The organism is Acinetobacter sp. Ver3, from assembly GCF_000632455.1.
In the GTDB taxonomy this organism is placed as follows: domain Bacteria; phylum Pseudomonadota; class Gammaproteobacteria; order Pseudomonadales; family Moraxellaceae; genus Acinetobacter.
Genome location: NZ_JFYL01000002.1, coordinates 61,154 through 84,882, shown reverse-complemented (window position 1 = coordinate 84,882; position 23,729 = coordinate 61,154). Strand labels below are relative to the sequence as shown.

The window sequence follows — 23,729 nt, the reverse complement described above, 5'->3', positions numbered from 1 at the left end:
ATGCAGTCTGTTGTTAGTTCAGCTGCATCTGCCTATATATCTGCAGTAGTGGAATTATTGAGGATCAGCTTGAGTTGTTTTTAATAAAGTCTGCAAGTTTGCAGCTTTCGGTTTCACCAACCAGAATTTACGGCTGTAGAAATCAAACTCATTACGGATCTTATACGCCCAAGCACTGCCAGTTTCCTTAATATGCTCATCTAAAATGCGGCTTAAGAACTCTTTATGTTCTTCCATTGATTCGGTCGAAATACGATTAAGCTCGATCAACTCGTGGTTATAATGATCAACAAAGTCATTATCTAAATCAAGTACATAAGCAAAACCACCTGTCATACCTGCACCGAAGTTATGACCAACTTTACCCAGTACCGTCACAATACCACCTGTCATGTATTCACAGCAGTGATCGCCTGCACCCTCAATCACCGCGAACGCACCTGAGTTACGAACAGCAAAACGTTCACCAGCTGTACCTGCAGCAAATAATTTACCGCCTGTTGCACCATATAAACATGTGTTACCAATGATCGCTGTTTCTTGTGTTTGGAATGGAGAACCCTTCGGTGGGAAAATTGAGATACGACCACCCGCCATACCTTTACCCACATAGTCATTCGCATCACCCTCAAGCTTGATATGCAGACCACCCGCATTCCATACACCAAGTGATTGTCCAGCAGTACCTGTCAAATTCACTTTAACAGGGTGTGCTTCCATACTTAAATTACCATAGCGACGAGCGATCTCACCTGAAACACGTGCCCCAATAGAACGGTCACAGTTACCAATACTAAAACTGTATTCACCACCTGTACCAGCTTCAATCGCAGGCAATATTTCTGCGATCATAGACTCAGCCAAAACACCTTTATCAAATGGTGCATTTCCTTCGACTTCGCAATATTGAGCTTTGCCTTCAGCAGCTGGATGTGATTCAAGTAAAGCACTTAAATCTAGGTGAGCATGCTTATCTGTTTCGCCAGGTAGCATTTCTAGTAAATCGGTACGACCAATCAAGTCTTTCAAACTTGATACACCTAATGCAGCCAACCACTCACGTGTTTCTTCAGCAATAAAGGTGAAGAAGTTAATGAGCATTTGTGGTTCACCGATATAGTGCTCTTGACGCAAATGATCTTGCTGAGTCGCTACACCAGTCGCACAGTTATTTAAGTGGCAGATACGGAGGTATTTACAACCCAACGCAATCATTGGTGTAGAACCAAAACCGAAGCTTTCCGCACCTAAAATAGCTGCTTTCACGACATCTAGACCCGTTTTTAAACCACCATCCGTTTGAACGCGAACTTTACCACGCAAATCATTTACACGAAGGGCTTGATGCGCTTCAGAAAGACCAAGCTCCCATGGCGAACCCGCATGATGAATTGAAGACAATGGCGATGCTGCTGTACCACCGTCATAACCAGAGATGGTAATAAAGTCAGCATAGGCTTTTGCAACACCCGCAGCAATCGTACCCACACCTGGCTCGGATACCAGTTTTACAGAGACCATCGCTTGAGGGTTAACTTGTTTTAAATCAAAAATTAACTGCGATAAATCTTCGATTGAATAAATATCGTGGTGCGGTGGTGGAGAAATTAATGTCACACCCGGTACAGAGTAGCGTAAACGTGCAATTAAGCCATTCACTTTACCACCTGGCAACTGACCACCTTCACCCGGTTTTGCACCTTGTGCCACTTTAATTTGCAGTACTTCTGCAGAAGTTAAGTAAGCAGGCGTTACACCAAAACGACCTGATGCGATTTGTTTGATTTTTGAGTTCCGGATTGTGCCGTAACGCGCTGGATCTTCACCACCCTCACCTGAGTTCGAACGACCACCAATTGTATTCATTGCAATGGCAATCGCTTCATGTGCTTCTGGTGATAATGCCCCTAAAGACATCCCTGCAGAGTCAAAACGCGGAAGAATCGCTTCTACAGATTCAACTTGATCCAGTGGAATTGAATTTTCTGTTTTGAGTTTAAATAAATCACGAATGGTTGCCACTGGACGATTATTTACAAGCTCAGCATATTCTTTGAAATCTTCATATTTCCCAGAACGTACAGATTTATGTAGAGCATTAATTACATCAGGATTAAAAGCGTGATATTCCTTATCAAATACAAATTTCAGCAAACCACCTTGCTCAATTGGCTTACGTGATTTCCAAGCGGTTTCTGCTAATTTTTTCAAATCATTTTCAAGATCAACAAAAGTCGCACCTTTAATACGGCTTGGAACACCTGTGAAGCATTTATTAACAACTTCTTCAGATAAACCGACAGCTTCAAATAACTGCCCACCACGATATGAAGCAACAGTCGAAATACCCATTTTTGAAAGGACTTTCAGCAATCCTTTTTCAATCCCTTTACGGAAATTCGCTTGTGCATGAATCGGATCACCTAACAACTCACCTTTCGCAATTAAATCATTAATGACGTCATATGCAAGATATGGGTAAATTGCTGTTGCGCCAAAGCCAAGCATTACGGCAAACTGATGTGGATCACGCGCTAAAGCTGTTTCAACAATAATGTTTGCATCTGTACGTAAACCTGCATGGATGAGGTAATGGTGGATAGCACCCGTTACCATCGCTGCATTGGCTGGTAAGAACCCTTCACGGATTTTCTTATCGGAAATCACCAATAGGGTTTTGCCATCACGAATTGCTTGCGCTGCTTCTTCACAAATACGTGTAATCGCGGCTTCTAGACCTTCAGTCTCTGCATAGTTTAGATCAATATCTGCAATCTCATAGCCCTTACGACCTAAAGTGCGAATTTGATGCATTTTAGAGTTTGACAGTACAGGACTTGAAATAATTAATCGATCCGCATGCTCTGGACCTTGTTCAAATACATTTTGTTCACGACCCAAACATGTTTCTAAAGACATTACGATCGATTCACGTAATGGATCGATTGGTGGGTTAGTTACTTGAGCAAACTGTTGACGGAAGTAATCTGTTACATGGCGTACTTGACGAGACAATACTGCCATCGGCGTATCATCGCCCATCGAACCTACTGCTTCTTGACCACTTTCAGCGATTGGACGTAATAACTGATCTCGCTCTTCAAATGTCACCATAAACATTTTTTGCGCTGCTTTTAAAGCATCGCCTTTTAAGCCTTGATCACATAGATATTCTTCTAGCTCTGGGCTGCCTTGGATACGCACTGAATTTTCACGCAACCATTGACGATAAGGACGCATTTTTTTCAGATGATTACTGACGTCTTTAGTATCCAGCAATTTGCCAGTGAAAGTGTCAATGACTAAGATCTGACCTGGTCCAACACGACCTTTAGATACTACGTCTTCTGGTTCATAACCCCAGACACCAATTTCTGATGCAAGTGTGATGTAACCATTCTTAGTAATTACCCAACGTGCAGGACGTAAGCCATTACGGTCAAGCATACAAATCGCATGACGACCATCTTGAATCACAAGACCTGCTGGCCCGTCCCATGCTTCCATATGTTTAGAGTTGAACTCATAGAATGCACGTAAATCAGCATCTAAAGTTTCAACGTTTTGCCATGCTGGTGGAACGAGCATGCGTAGTGCACGGAATAAATCCATACCTCCACCAACCAAGATCTCGAGCATGTTGTCTAAACTTGAAGAGTCAGAGCCAGTACGGTTTACGATTGGGTTGAGCTCAGTTAAACCAGGCAAGAGCGGGTTTTCAAACTTTGGTGTACGTGCCATCGCCCAGTTACGGTTTGCTGTAATGGTATTAATTTCACCATTGTGCGCTAAGTAACGGAAAGGTTGTGCCAATGGCCAACGTGGCAATGTATTGGTTGAGAAACGCTGATGGAACACTACAATGTGTGATTCCAAACGTGGATCAGCTAAATCTGTATAAAAATCTGCAATCGCTTCAGGCATCATTAAGCCTTTATAAGAGATCACAGTTGAACAAAGTGTTGTAACGTAGAATGAACTATCTTGACTTAATTTTTGTTCAGCACGACGTCGAGCCAAGAATAACTTACGATTAAACTCAACTTCTTCAACACCCATTGGACAGTTAACAATTACTTGTTCAAAAGCTGGCAAAGACTGCATCGCAATTGAGCCTAATGCTTCATTATTGGTTGGCACTAAGCGCCATGCAATTACACGCAAACCTTCTGATTCAATTTCTTTAGTCAGCACTTGTTTTGCATGTGCAGCAATTGCAGGATCTAGGCTAAGAAAAACTGTACCTACTGCAAAAATTTCACTGAGTGTAATATCACTTAAACGTTTTGCTTCTTCACGGAAGAATTGCTTAGGCATAGCCAACAGTAGACCACATCCATCACCCGTCTTACCATCTGCAGCAATACCACCGCGGTGCGTCATACAACTTAAACTATGAATCGCGGTCTTGACCAAGTCATGACTCGCATCACCTTGCATATGGGCGATTAATCCGAAACCACAGTTATCTTTAAACTCATCCGGTTGGTATAGACCTTTAGCGGGAGCTACAGTATTAGGCGATGGCATGTGCATAGCGTACCCTTCTTCAACATGGCCCTCATTGGGCAAAACTTATCTATTCTTCAAATACGATTTCTTTATAAAACAAAGACATGATTCTGTATGTCTTTCGTTATTGAACGTCTTTTCTGATTTAATTTCACAAATGTACGAGACGATTTGCACTCATTTAAAGCAGATCAATTTGACTAAATCGCACACTAAATTAAGGTCTTCGCTCCAAAATAGGGACAATTTACTTAATCAGTGCACCAATAAAGCAAAATCTATGCCAATATTTATTTATTCCGTGCAAGCGTTTTATTTCAATTATTTTGTCATTATTAACCGAAAAGGCACCAAATTAGAACCACTTTATCGCACCAATGATGTGCAAATTTATTATGCTTTCGTTTAATTTTGCGCCATTTTATACCATTTTAATTAAATGGATCACTAATTTGAGCCTCTTGATTCCGTTTATCCGTATTATTCTTTGAATTATCGCTCGAAATAGGGTCAACATTCGATTGCGAACGTCTCACATCAACCACATTTCCTGACTGATCTTTTCTTGTAATAGTCACATTGGTTGTTGCCTTAGCAGGATCAGCCACAGGGGTTGGCTTAGGACGAACCAGCAATGACTCATCAATCAATGGTACCGCTGCAGGTCGTAATTTAATTTCGTATAATTTTGCAGTTGTTAGTTCTTCAGAACCCATGTCATTGACTTGACCCACAAACTGATTAAAGCCAGCAACTTTAGGCGCTACAGAAGGTGGTAACTTTAAATCCAATCCATTTAAAGTTGTCTTGGCAGCACCTTCCCCCATAAACAGCCCATAACCCAAAATGTACTGTTCAACTTGATCCTCACCACTCAAACGAAAATAAATGTATGGTTTACGATCAGTTTGCTTATTAAGAAAACTTTTAATTACATCTTCATTGGTAACGCGAAATAGTTCGATAAAATAATTATTTTTATTGTCTTGAATAAACTTTGTGCCTCTAAATTCAGGCAAATGGTTTCCTGAAGCCACTTTACGCGCAGTTAATTCCAAAGGTCGCACTTGATCAGTCAGCCCGCCCAAATAATTTGTTGCTGCCACCTTTTCAGGTTGAATCTGGACTTGAGTTTCTTCAATTTGCTTAGACTGAGTAACCAACTCTTTGCTATCAGTCAAAATCCAGAATACAAAAGATGCGACTAAAAACAGTATGCCACCGATCAACCAAATATATTGTTGCGCTGTGCGTGGGGATGAGTGGCGTACCGTCATGAGAAAACCTAAGATTATGCTTGATTACGTAAAATCGCTTGTTTCATTAATTCCACATCAAACTCTTTGGTAATTACTGCTTGCCCTAGCGACTTCAAGAGCACTAAACGTAATTGACCATTCAGGACTTTTTTGTCATGAGACATATATGCCAAAAATTCATCAAGTGGAATTTGAGGACATTTTATCGGTAATTTCGCACGTTGAATGATAATTTTTGTACGTTCAAGGTCAGCTTCTGTGATCCACCCCATTAAATAAGATAAATCTGCCGCCATCACCATTCCCGTCGCCACAGCCTCACCATGTAACCACTCACCATATCCCAGATAAGATTCAATCGCATGTCCAAAGGTATGACCTAAATTCAGTAATGCACGCTCACCCTGTTCTTTCTCGTCATTGGCCACAATTCGCGCTTTGTGTGCACAAGAGCGGTACACTGCTTCAGCAAGTAATTCTGGATGTTGTGCAACGAGACCATCCATGTTTTCCTCAAGCCATGCAAGAAAATCAACATCTCCTAATAGGGCATACTTAATGACTTCAGCCAAACCTGCTGATAACTCACGCTCAGGCAATGTTTTAAGTTGCGCCATATCCGCAAGTACGACCTGTGGCTGCTGGAATGCGCCAATCATGTTTTTGCCTAATGAGTGGTTGATTCCAGTTTTACCGCCAACGCTCGAATCGACTTGCGATAGCAGCGTAGTCGGGACTTGAATAAAATACACTCCGCGTTGGAAACAAGCTGATGCAAATCCAGCCATGTCACCAATCACCCCTCCACCCAAGGCAAGCACTGTACAATCTCGGTTAAATCCTGCCTCAAGCAAGGCATCAAAAATTAAATTCAAATGTTCAATATTTTTATAACATTCCCCATCAGGTAGAACACATGTCTCAACTTTTTTACCTAAACCTTCCACAGCTGATACATAGTGATTTAAATACAACGGTTTAACCGTTTCATTGGTGACAATCATGACCTGTTGCCCATGAATATAGGGTTCAAGTAATTGTTGCGGATCTAAATCACTACCAATGAAAATAGGATAACGGCGTTCACCGAGTTCAACGAATAAGGTTTGCATGATGTTATAAGCCAATAAAACAAATTTAATTCAATTCTTTTGCGACAATCACATTAAGAATACGTTGTGCCAAATCACGCGCAGCACCTTGATTCGTTTCAATAATATGATGTGCAACTTCACGATACAGCGGATCACGAATATTCAATAATTCACGTAATTTCTGTTCAGGATTTTCGACTTGTAATAAAGGTCGATTTTTATCACGGTAGGTTCTTTGAAGTTGTATTTCTACAGGAGTATAAAGATAAATCACAATACCTCGATCTTTTAGATAAGATCGATTAATCGACTGAGTAACTGCACCGCCACCCGTCGCAACAACTAAATTTTGTTTTGATGTTAAATCATCAATTACCAGTGATTCACGATGTCTGAATCCCTGTTCACCCTCTTTCTCAAAAATCCATGGGATGGTCGCCCCAGTTTTTCTTTCTATCTCATGATCACTATCAAGAAACTCTCGATGAAGTAAATCTGCAAGATGTCGACCAACGGTTGTTTTACCAGCTCCCATGGGCCCTACCAAATAAATATTCGGTAGGGTTTCAAACTCTTTGCTTGGCAAGGAGTCACCTATTGAATTGCTTTCATTGAAACTATATTAATTGTTTCTAGTTTGCCTGTCATTAACAATTCTTGGTGTCACAAAGATTAATAACTCACGCTTATTCTCTGTTTTACTGTCTTTTCGGAATAGACGACCAACAGCAGGAATATCACCAAAGAAAGGCACCTTGGTTTGGTTAAAAATCGTTTCTTGCTCGAAAATACCACCTAGCACCACAGTTTCACCGTTGTTCACAAGCACATTGGTATCAATTTGATTTTTATTCAAAATGATTTCCCCATTCTGTGCATAACCTGCTGGTGAATCACTGGTAATGTTCAATTTCATTTGAATTTTACCATCAGGCGTAATACTTGGTGTTACCTCTAAGCTTAACAACGCTTCTTTAAAGGAAGTCGTCGCCGTTGCAGCACCACCTGCAGTTTCAGTGGTTTGGTAAGGGATTTCCTGACCTGAAGCAACTTTCGCTTGTTGCTTATCAGCAGTGAGAACTTTTGGGGTAGAAATAACTTCACCGTAGCCATCAGCTTGTAGTGCCGACAACTCAAGGTCCAGCATAAAATCAGACATATTGATTAAACCAAATGCAATTTTACCTGCAGCCCCAGCCACACCTAAATCCACATTTAAGTTATCAGGACGTTGAATATTATAACGACCATCCTCACTTGGTGATTTTAAATCCCACAGCGTTTGATCACTACCACCAACCAAAAGATCATTATTGGTTGCAACACCTTTCGATACTACCCCCCATTTCACACCCATTTCTTTAGTGAAATCTGTTGTCGCGCGTACAATACGAGCTTCGATCATGACTTGTTTTACAGAAACATCCAATAAATCAATCATCTTGCGAATTTGATCAATTTTTTGAACTGTATCTTTAATGATCAATGTATTAGTGCGTGGATCAATTGAAACTGTACCACGTGGACTTAATAATGACCCGACACTGTCCCCCAATGGGTCAGTTGTTGAGTTTGTATTATTACCATTGGATGAACGGCTGTTACGACCTTCAGTAATCAACTTTTCAATATCTTCAACTTTGGCATAGCTCAATTGAATATATTCGGTTTGCAATGGTGCCAATTTCACACTTTGTGCAATGGCTTTCGCCTCTTCTTCTTCGGCTTTAATCAATTCTGGAACAGGTGCAATCCAAATCACGTTTCCGTTGCGACGCTTATCCAAGTTCTTGGTTTTCATTACAATATCAAGCGCTTGATCCCAAGGCACATCTTTTAAGCGTAATGTAATATTCCCTTGAACTGAATCCGAAGTCACCATATTAATGCCGGTAAAATCAGCCAACAATTGTAATACGCGGCGCACTTCAATGTCTTGGAAGTCGAGAGAAATCTTATTACCTGTATATTTCGGTGTACGATTTTGGCTGCTTAAGCCTTTTTTCTCTTCTGGGCGTTTTAGACTGATCGTTAACTTACCATCTGTTTGATAAGCCATATATTCGAAGCTACCGCTCGACTGAATGGAAATTACACCATTTGACTTATCATTATAAGCGTCTACTGTAGAGACAGGCGTCGCAAAATCATTAACGTTTAAACGGCGCACCAAATGCGATGGAATTTTGTTACCGAGGAAACGCACCACAACTTTGCTACCTTGCTGTTGTACATCCACTGGTGTATCTGCTGTTTTTAAATTCAGTACAACTTGTCCCTCACCTGCACTACCGCGCTCAAAACCAATATCTTGTAGTCCTTGTACTACTGCTTGATAAGCGACAGGTGCTGGCGGTGTATACGCAACAGGCTGCTGATAAACAGGAGCTACTGGAGGTGGTACAGGTGCTGCAACTTGCTGACTAACCACTGATGTAGGTGGAGCGGCAGGTCTTAACACAGTAGGCGTTGGTGCAGTTGGTTTCAATACCTGCTGTGCTGCAACAGGAATCACAGGTGTTGGAGTTACAGGTGTCGTTGCCACAGCTGTAGCCGCAACAGGTGTAACGTTATTCGTCAGATTAGGACGTATGACTGGCTTTAAAACACTTGGTTTAGTCGTTGGTTCTGCTGCTTTGGCTTGTGTAACCACTGGCGCCGCTGGTGTTGCCACTTTCGCAGAGTTCGGATTATTTATTTTTAAAATAAAGGTATTGCCTTCAACACGTGTCGTGTAGCTACCTTTCTGCGTTAAATTGACAGTTAACCGTGAACGCTGATCATTAGAAATGACTTCAACTGAGTTTGCTTCAGTGGTCGACACAGGTATTTTAGTATTCGCCAGTGTTTGACCTGCCTGCATAAAATCCAAAACGAGTCGAGATGGATTTTCCAATTGATATGACTGTGGCTGTGGAGGTAATCCGTTAAACATGACACGGATTTCTGTTCCTTGACCTGGCACCTGCAAAGGCACAATATTGGTCATCGTAGTTTTAGCCGCCGCTGCCTGCATAACAGCTATAGAAACAGTGGTCATAGCGAATTGACGAAGAAAACGGTTCATATACTGTCGATCCCCACCCCAAAAATTTTGCATACTCTTTTTCATTGTTATTCCTTAACTCGTCTTAACCAACAGGCCCAAGCAACACTAAGCTTCTTGGTCTTTCGATATAACCATCTCGACCATCTGAAACAATTTCAATCAGATCGATTTGAGTCGGCGTTATCTTCACGATGCGCCCTTGGTTCATCCCCATGTAATTACCACGTTGCACACGCTCAATCTCACCATCAGGGGTTTGAATCAAAGCGAGAATCTGTCCATTGTTACGTTTTAAACTTCCTTTAAAGTTTAACGTTTCCAATGCATAGCTTTCTAAAGGCTGTGGTTGACGATTAAAATTAGGATAAACACGTTTACCCGACATGATTCTTAGCTCTGTTGCCAATGAGTTTGGCAAGAATGGACTTCGAAGTTGATGCGCCGAGTAAAGAAAATTTGGAACTGGATTAAATACAGGTGCCGGTTCTATCGGTAAAGGTGGTTGGCTACGAATATTCGCCATTTCTTGATTGACCGCATCAATACGCGAATCACATCCAACCATAGTCGCTGCAATAACTAATCCGCACAAAAGCTTAAATGATTTCATTATTGTCCTCCTGCTGGCATATCAGCTGGTGGAACAACCGCTGAACCTACCGTATCTTCAGTCGATGCAACATAACGATATGTTTTGGCTTTTAATGAATAATTGATCAGTGGAATATCAGATTTTTTATCTGTACTTGGCGTCGCTGTAATCACAAAATCATGTAAGGTTACGATACGCGGTAAAGACGCAATTCCACTCACAAAACGCCCAAATGAATGATAATCACCTGTCGTTTCTATCGAAATTGGCTGCTCAATAAAGAATTCTTGAGCCACTTCATTTTCGAGACGGATATTTTTAAATTTGAGCCCTGAATTCACACCTGTTAAGTTGATGTCCTCAACTAAACTTGGAATTTCTGTTTCTTTTGGCAATTGTTGTAATTGCTCATTGAAATTCATTTCCATTTGTTGCAACTGTGCTTGGTATTGCTGCAAATTACGGAGCTTAGAATCCTTTTCTTTAAACTCTGTCAGTAAATTTGCCTCTTGTGCTTTAGCAAGATCAATGGATTCAAGTTTTGGTTTAATCACCAAAAAGTAACCAATAGCACAAACAAATAGGAAAATAAAAATCCAACAGGTAATTTTTACAGACAGTGGCCAACTACCGTAGTTATTGGAGTCCAAAGTATTAAATTGCTGAAAGAACTTTTCAACAGTCATGGACTTCTTTTTTGGTGCAGTGACATCTGAATCAAAGTCATTTAAATCATTACGACTCATGGTGCACCTCCCACATTATTCGCGTCCATCTCTGATGTCGGTTGAGCAATTGCACCCAAGTCGACAGTCACGATAAATGTACCGTATGACTCTTCAACTCGAGGGATTACCGAACTTGGTGCTTTTTCCTTCACTTCTGGCGCAGCCAAGAATGAATTCATAAATGCATTTCGGTACCACTGGGAAGCTTCTAAACCACGTAATAACTCTGCTACCGCATTCGGACTTTCTGCTTTACCTTCGATGGTAAATTTATTACCAGTACGGGTAAATTTCGTCAGATACACCGTTTCAGGAACAACACGTACCAATTCATCTACTAAACGCACAGTAACAGGTCGTTGACCTTCAAGACCTTGAATCAGTTTCATCCGCTCAATCACTGCATTTCGACGTTCTTGCAATCCTTCCAAGGATTTTAATTGAACGTCTAAACTTTGATTGGTGCTTACAATAAGTTGGTTTGCTTGTTCTTGGTCTTGCAATTTATGATTCAAGAAGAACCAAGCTGCTAAAACCGATAAAATCGCAAGTAATACCACTGCGATACAGATATAAACAAATTGCTTTTTTCGCTGTTCTCTTAGCTCTTCGCGCCAAGGGAGTAAATTAATTTTAGCCATTAATCAAAACTCCTCAATGCCAAGCCACACGCCACCAATAATGATGGTGCATCATTTTCTATTTTTTTCAGGTCGATTTGAGGAGAAAAGCCCATTTGTAAAAATGGATTAGCAATAGTGACACGATATCCCAATTTTTGTTGCATCATTTTTGCAAGACCTGGGATATTGGCATTACCACCCGCCAATAAAATATGATCAATCTCGTTAAATTGAGAAGAAGAGAAAAAGAACTGTAATGAACGCGCTGCTTGTTGAATCACTGCATCAAGGAATGGCATTAAAACTTCTGTTTCAAAGTCATCTGGTAAGGTGTTGTCTTTTTTAGCACGCCCAGCTTCATCATAAGATAAGCCATAACGATTTTGCACATCTTGAGTCAATTGCTTACCGCCAAACACTTGTTCGCGCGTGTAAATAATTTTGCCATTTTGCATAACTGATAAAGTCGTCATGGTATGACCAATATCAAGAACACCAACAAGATTTGCACCAATCGGCAATGTATCTGCAAAGACTTCAAAACTACGTTCCAGTGCATAGCTTTCAACATCGGCAACTTTTGGGGTAAGCCCGACCAAATCCAATACTTCAATACGAGAGTCCACGTTTTCAGTACGTGTCGCAACGAGTAAAACGTTCACTCTGTTTGGATTGTTTAATCGCTCAGGAAGAACTTCAAAGTCTAAACTGACTTCGTCAAGTGGGAATGGTATATATTGCTCAGCATCCATACGAATCTGAACTTCACGCTCATCATCGCTCATGTCGGCATCCATCTCGATGACCTTGTGAATCACCATAGACGTAGGCACTGCAAAAGCAGCATTCGTTGATTGCGGATTTGCAATATTAATCGCGCGCTCTAAAGCATCAGCCACGTTATCCTGATTGAGGATGTTTTTTTCAACAACACTCCCATCAACCAATGGACTTAACCCGTAACTTTCAACCCAATAGCGACCGTTTTTAACTGATAGCTCTAATAGCTTAACAGAGGTCGAACTAACATCTACCCCCACTAACCCCTTATTTGGCTTACGATATAGTCTAAGCACAATGCAATTCCTATTATTTTTTTGTCCCCAACAACAGCACAATACAAACTAACTACACTTGGTCTAATTTTTTTGCGGATATAATAACTCAACTAACATTCTGTTAAATGAGAAGCTATACTGACCTTCTATTAGTTTGCCTTTAGCACCTATTAAAACTTACTTGTTATGAAAAAGCTATCTTGTTGTGGACAGATTCACCCTTTTTTTTTGCTGATTATCATTATCTTAGTCACAATTCCAATGGGCTTTTATGGAATGTATCTCTATATTGCACCATCTTTGCCAGAGATGACTGCTTTTAAGAAGGCTCCATTATTAAAACCGCTGCAAGTTTATACAGCAGATAACCAATTAATCGCAGAATATGGTGGCAAACTTTCTGTTCCAGTTGAATATGAGCAAATCCCACAAGATTTTATTCATGCTTTTTTAGCTGCAGAAGACTCTTCTTTTTTTGAGCATAGCGGTATTAGTTTTAAAAGTTTAGGACGCGCAGTCAGTGAATCGATCACGGGTTCTGACATTCAAACTGGTGGTTCTACGATCACCATGCAGGTGGCTAAAAACTATTATTTAACACCAGAACGAACACTCAAGCGCAAACTCACCGAAATTTTCTTAGCACGTAAAATCGAACAAAAATTATCAAAAGAAGAAATTCTAACTCTCTACGTCAATAAAATTTTCCTCGGTAAAAATGCCTATGGTATTGCCGCAGCAGCAAAAATTTATTACAACAAGAATTTAGACGATCTTTCAATTGCCCAAATGGCAATGATCGCGGGCTTACCAAAAGCACCCTCTAAATATAATCCTGTGGCCAATCCTGAACGTGCGTTAGAACGTCGCAACTGGATTTTAGGTCGTATGCTACAGTTGGGTTATATCAGCCAAATTGAATATGAAGATGCAGTATCAGAGCCTATCGCCTTGGACATGCCTGATCGCGGTATTAACAATAAATTCCCTTATGTCGGTGAAATGGTTCGTTCGGAACTCGTCAAAAAATTTGGCGATCTCGCGATCGATTCTGGATATAAGGTTTACACCACTATTGATTACAATCGTCAAGCCTTTGCCGAAGAAGCAGTTCGTGTTGGTTTAGAAAATTATGACCGTCGTCATGGCTGGCGTGGCCCAGAAGCTCATGACAAACCCTTAAAAGATTTTGTGCCATTTGCAAACACCTACCCTGCTGAAGTCACTAAAGTTTTAAGTAATTCTTTTGAAGCAACTTTACAAGATGGTTCATCAGTCACTGTTCCTTGGTCTGGCATGTCTTGGGCGAGACGCTATCGCAATGCCAATAGTGTGGGTGGTGCACCTAGCAATGCCTCGCAAATTGTAAAAGTCAAAGATATTGTTCGTCTGCGTCCAAATCAAAATCGTAGTATGTGGTCCTTGGTACAGGTACCTCGTGTACAAGGTCAGTTAATTGCACTTAATCCAAATGATGGTTCCATTGTCGCGATCGTTGGTGGATATAATTTTTATCAGTCGAAATTCAACCGCGCATTACAAGGTTGGCGTCAACCAGGCTCCATTATCAAACCATTCGTCTACTCACTTGCGCTTGAACGTGGTATGACGCCGCATACCATGGTCAATGATAATCCCATTACCATTGGTAAATGGTCACCACGCAATTCTGATGGGCGTTATTTGGGGATGATTCCATTACGTCGGGCTTTATATTTGTCACGTAATACTGTCTCTGTTCGCCTTTTACAAACAGTCGGTCTGGAACGTACTCGCCAATTGTTTATGGATTTTGGTTTGCAGGATGATCAGATTCCACGTAACTACACGATTGCATTAGGAACACCTCAAGTACTCCCTGTGCAAATGGCAACAGGCTATGCCGCAATTGCCAATGGCGGTTTCCGCGTGCAACCTCACTTCATTAGCCGTATTGAGGATGCTTACGGCAAAGTGATTTATCAAGCCAATCCAGAATACGCATGTATTTCATGTATTAAATCTCAGAAGCAAGATACAACCTCTGCTGAAGCAACAACACCAGACGACGAAATTATTGAAGTTACCAATCAGTCTTTAGAGGATAAGCAACCCACTTTAACCGATGAAGAGCGTAGCCAATATCGTCAAGCACATCGAATTTTAAAATCCAGTTCAGCATTTGATATGGCGAATATTTTACGAGACGTAATTCAGCATGGTACTGGTCGCGCAGCATTAAAAATTGGTCGTGGTGATTTAGGAGGTAAAACAGGAACAACCAATGATGCAAAAGATGCTTGGTTCGCTGGCTTTAACGGCAATTTAGTCGCAGTTTCATGGGTAGGTTTCGACCAACCGACTACACTAGGTCGTCGTGAATATGGGGGGATCGCTGCTCTTCCAATTTGGAGTGACTTTATGGAGAAGTCTCTTGCCAATACACCATATGCTTGGGTAAGTTTAGATAAAAATGCAAAAGCTCCTTTAACTCGAGAACAACGTGGTCGTGTACATACATTAAACCATGAGCAAAAAGATAAAACTCCACCTTTAGCTCGTCCAATTTATCGCCCTGCTCCAGTGGTAGCACCAACGAATGATCGCGATTTTGATGATCTACCAGATAACGATCAACCGTTAACGCCGACGTCGTCGACACCACCGGATATGAATTCAACACCACAAGTTAAACGAGATTCAATCGAAAATTTGATTAATCAAGTTCAATAACCAAAATAAAGCCCTCTAAAAGAGGGCTTCTTTTAACTTTTCTTTTTTAAAATATAGATCTGAAACTCTGCACTCAGTTCAAATTTTTCAACTTGCTCTAATTGCTCACGCCGTTCAGGTTTGGCCTTATAAGCATATGGCGTCATTGCGATAAGACACTTTAGGTCCTTTTGGTTCAACACCAATGGTGCCTGAATTAAGCTTTCATCAATTAACTCAAAGTGCTCGCTCAACTGCGCTACAAATTTATGTGGCTCATGTGCCTTAACTTCTTCAAATAGTGCTTCTCGCATTTTATATAAATGTTGTGGACCTGGGGTAACAACCATTAAATACCCCGATGGCTTTAATACACGTAATATTTCCGCCTCGGGAATAGGACTAAATAAACTGGTACATAAATCGATAGTCTCGCTTAAAACAGGCAACACAGCCCCCGTACCCACAACCCAAGTGACATTTTGATTTAATTTTGCTGCTACCTGAACTGCAGTTTTAGCAATATCTACCCCTACAACTTGTATCGCTTCAGCTTCCATTGCATTGGTGTAATATCCTTCACCGCAACCAATATCTAGAAGATTTTCAATACGTAATTCTCGGATTTTAGCAACGACAGCTTGCTGTAATGGCGCATAGAATCCCGCTGATAAAAATGACCGTCTAGCTTGAACAGACTCGGGGGTATCCCCAGGATTTTTACTATGTTTATGCTGTACGACATGCAAATTCACATAACCTTGCTTTGCAATATCGTAACTATGATTACTCTTGCAGCGCCATGTTTTCCCCTCAAGCGCCAATGCCTCGCGACAAACAGGACACATCAACAGATTCATCATTTTCTCCAAAAAATTTTAGCGATGAAAAAAGCCGGCATAAGCCGACTTGATCTCATTTGATTCTTGCTTAGCGCAATTTTAAGGTCATTAGACCTAAAACTACCAGCATAATTGTGATAATCCAGAAACGGATGACCACCTGTGTTTCACGCCATCCTTTCTTTTCATAGTGATGATGTAACGGCGCCATAAGGAAAACACGTTTATTTCGCATACGAAGCGAACCGATTTGTAAAAATACAGAAACTGCTTCGACTACAAATACACCCGCCATAATTGCAAATACAATTTCCTGACGTACCATCACCGCAATAGTTCCCAGCATCGCTCCAAGCGACAAGGCACCAACATCTCCCATAAATACTTGTGCAGGATGCGCGTTATACCAAAGGAATGCTAAACCTGCACCTATCATTGCAGCACAAATAACAACGAGTTCAGATGAATATTTCACATAGGGAATATGTAAATAATTTGCAAAACGAACATCACCCGCCAAATAAGCAAACACCCCTAGGCCCGCCGCAACCAATACAATTGGCATAATTGCAAGACCATCTAAACCGTCAGTCAGGTTAACAGCATTCGACGCACCGTTAATCACTAAATAAGTGAATATGATAAAACCGATCCCTAAAGGGATTACCGATAAAGGAATTGTAAGATCTTTAAAGAAAGGGATCAGCAAATCCAACATATTCGCAGTGTGTACAGGATTAGTTTGCTGAGTCGCAATTACGTAGAGTGATATCCCTGCACCCAAAGAAGCGACAGATGTCCAAAAAAACTTCTTACGCGCTGGCAAACCTGCATTGTCTTTATAACGGATTTTAATCCAATCATCCGCCCAACCTACGGCGCCAAATATCACCATCACGCCAAGCACAATCCAAACATAAGGGTTTGAAAGATCTGCCCAAAGTAAAGTTGAAATCCCAATAGAAAGCAAAATAAGGAGACCACCCATGGTTGGTGTTCCCATTTTTTTGGCATGGTTTTCCGGAACGAAAGAACTTACCGCTTGGCCATATTTTAAAGCTTGTAACTTACGGATCATGACAGGACCAAGAACTAGGCCTATCGTGAGTGCTGTCAAGACACTGAGCAGCGCACGTAATGTTAAATAACGAACCACTTGGAACGAGCTGTGATAGCCGGAAAGTTGTTCAAATAACCATAACAGCATTTAGAGTTTCTCCATCAAATCTGCCATCAACGTTTCCATATGGGTATAACGAGAACCTTTGAATAAGAAACTCATTTTTTGCGGTTGATGTGTTTCGATTAGACTAATTAAAAATGGTAGAGCTTGCTCTTGATTGAGGAAAGCTTGTAACTTTTTCCCGTACTGAGTACTACGTGCGCCTTCCTGTGTTGCTGGTGCAAACTCACCAACAGCAACAACAAAGTTGAGTCCGCGAATCGAAACCAAATCTCGCCCGAGTAAATAATGTTGTTGAGCAGCAGTCGGACCTAACTCACCAATATCCCCAATCACCATGACACGAATACCTTCTTGCTGTGCAAGCACTTCACCCGCTGCACGCATCGAAGTGGGATTGGCATTGTATGTATCATCGATAAATAAAAAATCATTTTTTTGAATAAAATTCAAACGTCCCTTTGCACCCACAGCTTGTTCTAAACCCGTGACAATATCATCCAAGCTGATATTTAATGACAATGCAAAAGCAGCAGCAGCCAAAGCATTTTGAACATTATGCTCACCAGCAAAAGGTAAATCCACGGGTTGGACACCTACAGGCGTATGTAATTTAAATTGAGCACTCTGTGGATTCAGCTGAATATCTGAAGCATAGACATCGCCACCTTCTCCAAAACTTAAGGTTTTTGTTGTTTTTACACTTTGACGGATCTGGTCTATATAATCATCAGCTGCTGGCACGATCGAAGTTTCTGAAACATGACCATAGATTTCAGATTTAGCTTTACAAATTCCGTCACGCCCACCGAACTCACCAAGATGAGCCGTACCAATATTAATAATACCCGCAACATGAGGTTGAACGAGCTTCGAGGTATAGTCAATTTCTCCTTGATGACTTGCTCCAAGCTCCATCACTGCATATTCATGATCTGGTCGAAGCTCTAATAGCATCATAGGCACACCCAGATCATTATTGAGATTACCTCGCGTGATCAATGTCGGTGCTTTGCGAGCAAGAATACTACCAAGCATTTCTTTAGTCGTGGTTTTGCCGCTACTACCAGTCAGTGCGATAACTTTTAATTGCGCATGTTGAGCGCGACGAAATGCACCAAGCATACCTAATGCTAATCTCGTATCTGTTACCACCAACTGACAAATATCAATGTCTAAAGGCCGCTCAACAATCGCAATCTGACAGCCTCTTTCAGCCACTTGTTGAACAAACTCATGCGCATCAAAACGCTCACCTTTCAGGGCTAAAAAAGCATCCCCCGACTCCGCATGACGTGAGTCTGTCAAAATACGCTTTACTTCTCCAGTCGGTTTTTTATCATTCAACCAATACCCTTGAGTTGCAGCAACAAGATCAGACAAAGTCCATGGGACAAGTGTCGCAGTACTTGTAGTAGATGTGTGCATAATGATTCCTTAGTCTGCTGGATAAGATGCTGGCTCAGTCGCATGCTGACCTTTAATGGCTGCTTGGACTTCTACCACATCATCAAACCAATGACGAACACCATCAATCTCTTGATAATTTTCGTGGCCTTTGCCTGCAATCACAACAATGTCACCTGCTTTTGCTGTTTTCACTACAAACTTAATCGCTTCACGACGATCATGAATTTCATGAACCTCTCTGTTCGAAAATTCAATTCCAGCCTTCATGTCAGCAAAAATTTGTTCTGGGTTTTCAGTACGTGGATTATCTGAGGTAAGCAATACAACATCTGCATGATCTAAAGCAGCCTGTGTCATTAATGGTCGTTTACCGCGATCACGATCACCACCGCACCCAAACACAGCCCATAATTGCTGTGAAACATGACGTTTTAATGTTTGAAGAACCTGAATTAATGCATCAGGAGTGTGCGCATAATCCACGACAAACAAACGATCTTGATCACGCAACACTTGCATACGCCCTGGCGCGCCTTTTAGCTGAGGAACTAAAGCGACTAACTGAGATAAATCTAAACCCGCCTGTTCAACAGAGATTAAGCTCGCAACTACATTTTCAATATTAAAATGACCCAATAACGGACTATGCACTAAATAGCTTTGGGACTTGGTCACCAATTTAAAATGAACACCATCTAAACTATATTGAATCTCTTCAACACGGTAATCCGCGGGTTGAGTGGTGGAATAAGTTAAAATTTTAGGTTTTGCTGGATTTTGCTCCGCCGCTTTGAGCATGATATTTGCGTAAGCATCATCGATATTGATAATTGCAACTTTAAGGCTCTCAAACTGAAATAAGCGTGATTTTGCCTCAGCATAGGCCTCTAAAGTTTTGTGATAATCCAAATGATCGCGACTTAAATTACTGTAAGCTGCAACTTCAATTGGCGTTCCATTGAGACGCCCCTGTTCAAGACCATGGGAGCTGGCTTCAATAGCAGCAAACTTAGCCCCCTGCTGAGCATAAGCATGCAATTGATTTTGCATATGCAATGCATCTAACGTGGTATGTGTAGATGCTTCAAGGTGAGGCAAAATCCCATTTCCTGTCGTCCCCATCACAGCACATGGGTACTTACTTAACATCAGTAGCTCTGCAACAAGCCTTGAAATGGTCGTTTTACCATTGGTTCCCGTGACAGCCAATACTCGAAGTGGATTTACTGGCTGTGTCTGTTGCAAATAATCTTTCTGCCATTGTCCCATGAGCATACGCACATTCGGAACGATCAAACTTGGCGTTAAACCTAAATCTTGTTCTGAAATAATAGCCAAAGCACCAAGATCTAATGCCTTCTGTGCATACTCTGCAGTTTTTTCAGGTTGAGAAAGACTAGTCAAAGCAATAAACACTTGTCCTGCTTCAACTTTACGACTATCTAATTGGAAGCCATTAAATGCTTGTTGCATCCATTCTGCTGGATGATCTACAGCGTAGATTTGTTGAAATGTAATCGACATTCATCACCTATGGAATGGATTTTGGAGTATCTAAGGGTTTATCCAATGGTACGTTTAATAGTCTCAGCGATTCCTGCATTACTTTTGCGAAAACAGGTGCTGAGACAGTACCACCGTAATATGTGCCTTTTGGATTTTCGACCACGACGACCATCGCCAAACGTGGATCACTTACAGGTGCAACACCTGCAAATAAAGCTCGATATTCATTGGTCGAATAACCTTTACGGTCAGCACGTAATTTGTGTGCTGTACCCGTTTTACCTGCAACGCGATAACCTGGTATTTGAGCACGAGTCGCTGTACCGCCTGGTAATGTTGCTGTCTCCATCATTAACAAGACTTGATCCGCAATTTTAGGATCAATCATTTGTTCACCTTGAGGAGCTTCATCCAGCTTGTACAAACTTAAAGGAACTTTCTTCCCTTTATTTGCCAGCATGGCATAAGCATCTGCCAATTGGAGTACCGTGGCATTGAGACCATATCCATAGGACATGGTTGCAACTTCTGAAATATTCCATTTACTTGGCGGTAAGATCAGACCTGGGCTTTCACCAGGGAATTTAACAGCCGAACGCTGTCCAAAACCAAGACGCTTATAGAACGTTGGTAGAGTCGGATAAGGCAAAGATAAGGCAATTTTCGCTACACCTACGTTGGAGGATTTTTGAATAATGCCACCTAAAGTAAGCGCTCCATAATTATGCGTATCACGAATTGTATGATTACCGACACGCATCGACCCTGGGGTGGTATTAACGACTGAGTTTGCAGTGTACTTACCACTTTCAAGCGCCATCGCCACCGTTAATGGTTTCATCGTCGAACCTGGTTCAAACGAGTCAACTGCACCGCGATTTCGCATTGCATCTTTATTGGATAAACTTTTTTTATCATTCGGGTTATACGACGGCCAACTGGTCATCGCTAGAATTTCACCGGTTTTGACATCGACCGCAATTGCTGTAGCAGAACGTGCATTATTTGCCACACCTACCGCGGTAAGCTCTCGATACATAATGTATTGCAGTCGAGAGTCAATACTCAGTGTAATATTTTCCCCAGCTTCAACTTCTTTAATAACTTCTGGAACTTGAACACGGTTACCATGCTTATCACGTACAATTTTCTGTTCGCCATTGACCCCTGCAAGCCGCTTATTCAGCTGCATCTCCAAACCTTCAATCCCTGTTCCCTCGGTATTGGTTAAACCAATGATTTGAGAGTTGGGTTGTGGTTGTGGGTAATAACGTTTATATGATTTTTCAGAATATACGCCAGCAAAATTGCGTTGTGCTAACAGAGCCGCTTGAGCAGGTGGTACTTCTTTTTTCAATACTAAATAACGTGAACGAGCTCGATCTTGAACACGCTTTTTGAGGTCAGCTCGATCCAGCCCAACTGCATCTGCTAGCTCATCTAAATTCAGGTTTTCCTGTGGTAACTGATTTTTTAATTTTCGACTGGTTGGATTCTTTTTTAACTCTTCAGTAATTTCATCAAAAGTTGCTTTAGTTTCAAAATAATGTTGAGGATCAATCACCACCTTCATAATTGGTGTACTAATTGCCAAGGGAACGCCATTACGGTCGCTAATAACCCCTCGCATCGCACTTAATTTTTCAGTACGTAAAATTTTTGCGTTAGCTTTATTTTGCAAAAAGTCTTTATTCACAATTTGAACATAAAAGGCACGTGCAACCAATACCACAAAAAATGTCAGGACTAAGCCCCACATTAAATAGAAACGCCACATATCTACAGCAACGGTTCTTTTCTGTGTAATTGGCTGCTGTTTTTTACGTGTTTGTTTTGTTTTGCTTTTATCAACCATTCAGCGTGCCTATTGATTTTTCGCGGTTTCAGCAGGAAGTGAAATCACCACAGTCTGTGATGTTGGTGGTGAATACATACGTAATTGTGTCACTGCACGTGTCCCAATCTGTGCAGTCGCTCCAAATGTCTGTTGCTCAATAAGTAGACGACCCCATTCAGCATTAATGTCTTCAAGCTCACGCATATGCGTATTAAATTCACGAAAATCTTGACGATAAGAATAGACCTGATAGACCACCATAAATGCGCTCACCATGACCATAGCGGTTAAAATGCTATAGATCAGTATTTTTTTTCGCACCAAGGGCGTTGCTACAGGTTCCTGTTGTTCTACGTCTTTTTCCTTTTTCATTATTCGCCTTTAAAATTTATTCGCTCTGCAACTCGCAACCAAGCACTTCTAGAACGCGGATTTTGTTTCACTTCTTCTTCACTCGCACGTACGCGATCAATTTTTTTCAAACGACGAGTTTCTTTAGGTTTCTGAGGTAAGCCCCAACCATCATCCTCAGCTAAAGTCGACTCTTTTTGAATAAATTGTTTAATAATTCGATCTTCTAAGGAATGGAAACTGATGACCGCTAATCGACCTCCATTATGAAGCATATCCAGTGCTTCAGGTAAAAAAGCATGCACATCTTCTAATTCTTTATTGATTTCAATTCGAATTGCTTGGAATGTACGTGTCGCAGCATGCTTATTCTTTTCCCATTTCGGATGGGCAACTTTTACAATTTCAGCCAATTGACTTGTAGTCTCAATATAACCTGCTGCTTTAATCGCTTTCGCAATGCGGCGGCTATATCGTTCTTCACCATATTGAAAAATAATATTCGCTAAATGCTCTTCATCAACTTCAACCAACCATTGCGCTGCAGTTAGGCCTTGAGAGTTGTCCATTCGCATATCCAATGGACCGTCTTTCATAAAGCTGAAACCACGTTCGGCCTGATCAAGTTGTGGCGATGACACACCCAAATCTGCCATAACACCATCGACAGTTTCAACACCGCGTTGATTTAAGGCTGTTTTAATATCTGCAAAACTTGCATGAATAATGGTAAATCTTGGATCTTCTTGTTCTAACTGAGCAGCCACAGCCAAAGCCTGCGGATCTTTATCAAATGCATAGACACGAGAATGTTCATCTAATTTAGACAAGAGAAGCCGAGTATGACCTCCTCGACCAAAGGTGCCATCTACATAAATCCCTGTATTACGCCCACCCAATAGAGCATCTACAGTTTCATGAAGTAATACAGAAATATGCGACATAATAACGTTTCAGAACATCTAAAAATTTAACTGCACATTATTACCTTGTT

At 41.2% G+C, this 23,729-nt stretch carries 16 protein-coding genes and 2 pseudogenes; 1 reads left to right on the top strand and 17 read right to left on the bottom strand.

From position 1 onward, the window contains the following. Positions 1-54: 54 nt before the first annotated feature. The 10 genes and pseudogenes from gltB to CL42_RS01105 form a co-directional block, all read right to left on the bottom strand. A complete protein-coding gene (gene gltB / locus CL42_RS01145) occupies positions 55-4,530 on the bottom strand; it encodes a glutamate synthase large subunit (protein ID WP_171076729.1) in 4,476 nt (1,491 codons plus the stop codon). A gap of 413 nt (positions 4,531-4,943) precedes the next feature. Then, positions 4,944-5,789, bottom strand: coding sequence for a hypothetical protein (locus CL42_RS01140; RefSeq protein WP_035263987.1), 846 nt, complete (start codon positions 5,787-5,789; stop codon positions 4,944-4,946). Positions 5,790-5,803: 14 nt separating this feature from the next. Then, positions 5,804-6,883 (bottom strand): 3-dehydroquinate synthase, encoded by a 1,080-nt coding sequence (gene aroB, locus CL42_RS01135; protein ID WP_035263978.1) that lies wholly within the window; start codon positions 6,881-6,883, stop codon positions 5,804-5,806. 25 nt (positions 6,884-6,908) lie between these two features. Next, positions 6,909-7,451 (bottom strand): shikimate kinase AroK, encoded by a 543-nt coding sequence (gene aroK / locus CL42_RS01130; protein ID WP_035263975.1) that lies wholly within the window; start codon positions 7,449-7,451, stop codon positions 6,909-6,911. Between the two features lie 36 nt (positions 7,452-7,487). Then, positions 7,488-9,218: pseudogene (locus CL42_RS01125) on the bottom strand (type IV pilus secretin PilQ); the annotation flags it as partial. 360 nt (positions 9,219-9,578) lie between these two features. Beyond that, a pseudogene (locus tag CL42_RS17705) lies at positions 9,579-9,854 on the bottom strand (AMIN domain-containing protein); the annotation flags it as partial. A gap of 142 nt (positions 9,855-9,996) precedes the next feature. Continuing rightward, positions 9,997-10,524, bottom strand: a complete 528-nt coding sequence (locus CL42_RS01120) for a pilus assembly protein PilP (protein ID WP_035263973.1) — start codon at positions 10,522-10,524, stop codon at positions 9,997-9,999. After that, positions 10,524-11,252 (bottom strand): type 4a pilus biogenesis protein PilO, encoded by a 729-nt coding sequence (locus tag CL42_RS01115; protein ID WP_035263971.1) that lies wholly within the window; start codon positions 11,250-11,252, stop codon positions 10,524-10,526. Before CL42_RS01115 ends, CL42_RS01120 begins: the two co-directional genes overlap by 1 nt. Next, complete coding sequence (locus tag CL42_RS01110; RefSeq protein WP_035263969.1) at positions 11,249-11,875, bottom strand: PilN domain-containing protein; 627 nt, start codon at positions 11,873-11,875, stop codon at positions 11,249-11,251. The genes CL42_RS01115 and CL42_RS01110 overlap by 4 nt, the downstream gene beginning before the upstream one ends. Next, positions 11,875-12,933 (bottom strand): pilus assembly protein PilM, encoded by a 1,059-nt coding sequence (locus CL42_RS01105; RefSeq protein ID WP_035263966.1) that lies wholly within the window; start codon positions 12,931-12,933, stop codon positions 11,875-11,877. The genes CL42_RS01110 and CL42_RS01105 overlap by 1 nt, the downstream gene beginning before the upstream one ends. Positions 12,934-13,101: 168 nt before the next feature. Here CL42_RS01105 and ponA point away from each other — a divergent pair, with 168 nt between their 5' ends. After that, positions 13,102-15,627 (top strand): penicillin-binding protein PBP1a, encoded by a 2,526-nt coding sequence (gene ponA, locus CL42_RS01100; protein WP_035263964.1) that lies wholly within the window; start codon positions 13,102-13,104, stop codon positions 15,625-15,627. Between the two features lie 32 nt (positions 15,628-15,659). On the opposite strand, the gene CL42_RS01095 is transcribed toward ponA, so the two are convergent. The 7 genes from CL42_RS01095 to rsmH form a co-directional block, all read right to left on the bottom strand. Beyond that, positions 15,660-16,466 carry a methyltransferase gene (locus CL42_RS01095; protein WP_035263961.1) on the bottom strand — a complete coding sequence of 269 codons (807 nt, stop codon included), beginning with the start codon at positions 16,464-16,466 and terminating at the stop codon, positions 15,660-15,662. A 70-nt stretch (positions 16,467-16,536) separates the two neighbouring features. After that, the gene (gene mraY / locus CL42_RS01090; RefSeq protein WP_035263959.1) at positions 16,537-17,655 is read right to left on the bottom strand and encodes a phospho-N-acetylmuramoyl-pentapeptide-transferase; all 1,119 of its coding nucleotides are present in this window, start codon (positions 17,653-17,655) and stop codon (positions 16,537-16,539) included. After that, complete coding sequence (locus CL42_RS01085; RefSeq protein WP_035263958.1) at positions 17,656-19,059, bottom strand: UDP-N-acetylmuramoyl-tripeptide--D-alanyl-D-alanine ligase; 1,404 nt, start codon at positions 19,057-19,059, stop codon at positions 17,656-17,658. Positions 19,060-19,068: 9 nt separating this feature from the next. Then, positions 19,069-20,565 (bottom strand): UDP-N-acetylmuramoyl-L-alanyl-D-glutamate--2,6-diaminopimelate ligase, encoded by a 1,497-nt coding sequence (locus CL42_RS01080; RefSeq protein ID WP_035263957.1) that lies wholly within the window; start codon positions 20,563-20,565, stop codon positions 19,069-19,071. Positions 20,566-20,572: 7 nt separating this feature from the next. After that, complete coding sequence (gene ftsI / locus CL42_RS01075; RefSeq protein WP_035263956.1) at positions 20,573-22,402, bottom strand: penicillin-binding protein PBP3; 1,830 nt, start codon at positions 22,400-22,402, stop codon at positions 20,573-20,575. Positions 22,403-22,411: 9 nt separating this feature from the next. Then, positions 22,412-22,756 carry a cell division protein FtsL gene (gene ftsL, locus CL42_RS01070; RefSeq protein WP_035263955.1) on the bottom strand — a complete coding sequence of 115 codons (345 nt, stop codon included), beginning with the start codon at positions 22,754-22,756 and terminating at the stop codon, positions 22,412-22,414. Then, positions 22,756-23,679, bottom strand: a complete 924-nt coding sequence (rsmH, locus tag CL42_RS01065) for a 16S rRNA (cytosine(1402)-N(4))-methyltransferase RsmH (RefSeq protein WP_035263954.1) — start codon at positions 23,677-23,679, stop codon at positions 22,756-22,758. The genes ftsL and rsmH overlap by 1 nt, the downstream gene beginning before the upstream one ends. Positions 23,680-23,729 lie beyond the last annotated feature (50 nt).

Excerpts from the sequence above, each read along its gene's own strand:
- CL42_RS01080 (WP_035263957.1), bottom strand. The coding sequence starts at position 20,565 with ATGTCGATTACATTTCAACAAATCTACGCTGTAGATCATCCAGCAGAA.
- CL42_RS01110 (WP_035263969.1), bottom strand. The coding sequence starts at position 11,875 with ATGGCTAAAATTAATTTACTCCCTTGGCGCGAAGAGCTAAGAGAACAG.
- CL42_RS01140 (WP_035263987.1), bottom strand. The coding sequence starts at position 5,789 with ATGACGGTACGCCACTCATCCCCACGCACAGCGCAACAATATATTTGG.
- mraY (WP_035263959.1), bottom strand. The coding sequence starts at position 17,655 with ATGCTGTTATGGTTATTTGAACAACTTTCCGGCTATCACAGCTCGTTC.
- ftsI (WP_035263956.1), bottom strand. The coding sequence starts at position 22,402 with ATGGTTGATAAAAGCAAAACAAAACAAACACGTAAAAAACAGCAGCCA.
- CL42_RS01095 (WP_035263961.1), bottom strand. The coding sequence starts at position 16,466 with ATGAATCTGTTGATGTGTCCTGTTTGTCGCGAGGCATTGGCGCTTGAG.
- ponA (WP_035263964.1), top strand. The coding sequence starts at position 13,102 with ATGAAAAAGCTATCTTGTTGTGGACAGATTCACCCTTTTTTTTTGCTG.
- rsmH (WP_035263954.1), bottom strand. The coding sequence starts at position 23,679 with ATGTCGCATATTTCTGTATTACTTCATGAAACTGTAGATGCTCTATTG.
- CL42_RS01115 (WP_035263971.1), bottom strand. The coding sequence starts at position 11,252 with ATGAGTCGTAATGATTTAAATGACTTTGATTCAGATGTCACTGCACCA.
- CL42_RS01120 (WP_035263973.1), bottom strand. The coding sequence starts at position 10,524 with ATGAAATCATTTAAGCTTTTGTGCGGATTAGTTATTGCAGCGACTATG.
- gltB (WP_171076729.1), bottom strand. The coding sequence starts at position 4,530 with ATGCCATCGCCTAATACTGTAGCTCCCGCTAAAGGTCTATACCAACCG.
- ftsL (WP_035263955.1), bottom strand. The coding sequence starts at position 22,756 with ATGAAAAAGGAAAAAGACGTAGAACAACAGGAACCTGTAGCAACGCCC.
- CL42_RS01085 (WP_035263958.1), bottom strand. The coding sequence starts at position 19,059 with ATGCACACATCTACTACAAGTACTGCGACACTTGTCCCATGGACTTTG.
- aroB (WP_035263978.1), bottom strand. The coding sequence starts at position 6,883 with ATGCAAACCTTATTCGTTGAACTCGGTGAACGCCGTTATCCTATTTTC.